This is a genomic window from Mesorhizobium sp. M2A.F.Ca.ET.067.02.1.1, from assembly GCF_004023285.1.
Lineage (GTDB): Bacteria > Pseudomonadota > Alphaproteobacteria > Rhizobiales > Rhizobiaceae > Mesorhizobium.
Genome location: NZ_RZSB01000785.1, coordinates 1 through 2,731 on the forward strand (window position 1 = coordinate 1; position 2,731 = coordinate 2,731).

Here is a 2,731-nt window from a genome sequence, read left to right on the forward strand (position 1 = left end):
CCGTAAATCATCCACTCGGCCAGCGACTTGCCAACACCGCCGCCCTGGCTGAAGCCGGCCATGACGCCGCAGGCGACCCAGTAATTCTTCAGCCCCCTGACCGGGCCGACCAGCGGGTTGCCGTCCGGCGTGAAGGTGAAGGCGCCGTTGACCCATTTGCGGATACCGGCCGTGGCCAGGCAGGGAAAGCGCTCATAGGCCTTGGCAAGCTCGGGGCTGATGCGATCGATATCCTCGGGGATCAGCTCGATGCCGTAATCCCAGGGCGCGCCGTCCATGTTCCAGTGTTTCGGGTTCTGCTCATAGACGCCGAGCAGCACGCCCTTCCGCTCCTGGCGCAGATAGGAGAAGCCATCGAGATCGACGGCAAGGCCAAGCTCCTTGTCTAGCGCCGCGACTTCCGGAATGTCCTCGGTGACAAAATAATGATGCTCCATCGGCGTCACCGGCAGGTCGACGCCGGCCATCAGCCCGACCTGCTTGGCCCAGAGACCGCCGGCGTTGACGACATGCTCGGCGACGATCGCGCCCTTCTCGGTGACGATGTCCCAGCCGCCGTCGGCGCGCTGTTTCAGCTCGACGACGCGGTTGCGCAGGATGACGTCGGCGCCGCGCTTCCTGGCGGCGCCCGCATAGGCATGCGTGGTGCCATAAGGGTCGAGATGGCCCTCGTTGGAATCATAGAGGCCACCCAGCACGCCGCTGACATCGACAATCGGGCAGATCTCCTTGATTTCCTTCGGCGTCACCAGCCGCGCCGTCTCGATGCCGACCGACTGGAACACCGCCCAGGCCGATTTCAGCCATTCCCAGCGCTGCGGGTCGCTCGCCATGTTGACGCCGCCGGTCATGTGCAGCCCGGCATTCTGGCCGGACTCGGCCTCGATCTCGCGATAGAGCTTGATCGTGTAGTCCTGCAGCGCGGCGACATTGGGATCGGCGTTGAGCGCGTGGAAGCCGGCCGCCGCATGCCAGGTCGAGCCCGCCGTCAGCTCGGCGCGCTCGATCAGCGCCACGTCGCTCCAGCCAAAGCGCGTCAAGTGATAGAGCACCGAGGCGCCGACCACGCCTCCGCCGATGACCACTGCCCGGTAATGCGACTTCACGAGCCTCTCCCCTCTCGTTGGAGGCTCTCAAGATATATGCCCCGTACATATGTGTCTAGACACTTCTGTCCAGAGCTTGCGCGCTGCTCCGCGCCGTGCCACTTGTTGGCTCATGACCATGACCGCTCCCCAGGACGAGCCGGCGCCCGGCAACATCAAGGTAACCCGCGCGGACTGGATCAACCTCGCGCTGCAAACGCTGATTTCCGATGGTATCGAGAGCGTGCGCGTGCTGACGCTGGGACAGAAGCTCGGCGTCTCGCGCTCGAGCTTCTACTGGTATTTCGAAAGCCGGCAGGACCTGCTCGACCAACTGCTCAAGCATTGGCACGAGACCAACACCACCGCGATCGTCGAGCGGGCGCGGCGGCCGGCCGACACCATCATCATGGGTGTGATGAACGTCTTCGAATGCTGGGCCGACGAGCGTCTGTTCGATCCCAGGCTCGATTTCGCCGTTCGCGAATGGGCAAGGCGCTCGGACGACGTGCGGCGCATGATCGACAAGGCCGACGAGGAGCGACTGCTGGCCATACGCGACATGTACCGCCGGCACGGCTATGAGAGCGAGGACGCCTTCATCCGCGCCCGCGTCCTCTACTACATGCAAATCGGCTATTACGTGCTCGACCTCAAGGAACCTGTCGAGGCGCGCGTCAGCCATCTCGCCGCCTATCTGCGCTCCTTCACCGGACTGGAGCCGAGCGAGGCGGATGTGACGCATTTCATGCGCTTCATCGCGGCGCGGTGATATCGCTCTTAGTATTTGTTTTACGCAATTCCGGACGGAAAACCGCTGCTCACTTTTCCAGGAAGTGCTCACTTTTCCTGGAATGGCTCGGGGCACAATCAACCATGGCGTTCAACAAAGCCTGGGTGTGGCTTCGCTGCCCTTGTGAGTGGTGCTAAAATGGTCGATTAGTTTGGCAGGGAGGGCGCCCCGGAACTGCCACGGCTGTTTCGGGCGGAAGTGCCGGGGTGGAATTCTGGAATGGACAATCCCTCTAAACCACGCAGGAGAAGAGGCCGGATCGCTTCGGCGCTGCTCGCCGTGGATGCGTGGCTCGATACTTCGCTCTACGAGATCGGCTTCAAGGCGCGCGAATTCTGGGAAGCGGCGACCATCTTTTCCCGCCGCTTCCGTGTGCAGGGCTGGCGCCGCGCCATCGTCGAGGTGCTGAGCGAGGGCTTCACCATGGGCGCCAGCGGTTTCGTGGTGCTGCTCGCGCTTGCCATGCCCGCCTTCGACATCACCACCGGCGACTGGCGCAACCAGGGCGACTTCGCCGTCACCTTCCTTGACCGCTACGGCAACGAAATCGGCCAGCGCGGCATCATCCAGCGCGATTCCGTGCCGGTCGACGAGATGCCGGACATCGTCATCAAGGCGGTGCTGGCGACGGAGGATCGGCGTTTCTTCGACCATTACGGCATCGATGTGCTGGGCCTGTCGCGCGCGATCTTCGAGAACGTGCGCGCCAATTCGGTGGTCCAGGGCGGGTCGAGCATCACGCAGCAGCTCGCCAAGAACCTGTTCCTGTCCAACGAGCGCACTCTCGAGCGCAAGATCAAGGAAGCCTTCCTGTCGCTATGGCTGGAGGCGAACCTCTCCAAGAAGGAGATCC

General features: G+C 63.2%; 3 protein-coding genes. 2 read left to right on the top strand and 1 reads right to left on the bottom strand.

The genetic code is table 11. The annotated features are described in order from the left end of the window. Positions 1-1,106 (bottom strand): FAD-binding oxidoreductase (locus EOA28_RS31750; RefSeq protein ID WP_148670981.1); only part of this gene is annotated, 1,106 nt, incomplete at its 3' end. A 112-nt stretch (positions 1,107-1,218) separates the two neighbouring features. Here EOA28_RS31750 and EOA28_RS31755 point away from each other — a divergent pair. Then, positions 1,219-1,857, top strand: coding sequence for a TetR/AcrR family transcriptional regulator (locus tag EOA28_RS31755; RefSeq protein WP_127250907.1), 639 nt, complete (start codon positions 1,219-1,221; stop codon positions 1,855-1,857). A gap of 240 nt (positions 1,858-2,097) precedes the next feature. After that, positions 2,098-2,731: transglycosylase domain-containing protein (locus tag EOA28_RS31760; protein WP_148670982.1), on the top strand; the 634-nt coding region annotated here is incomplete at its 3' end.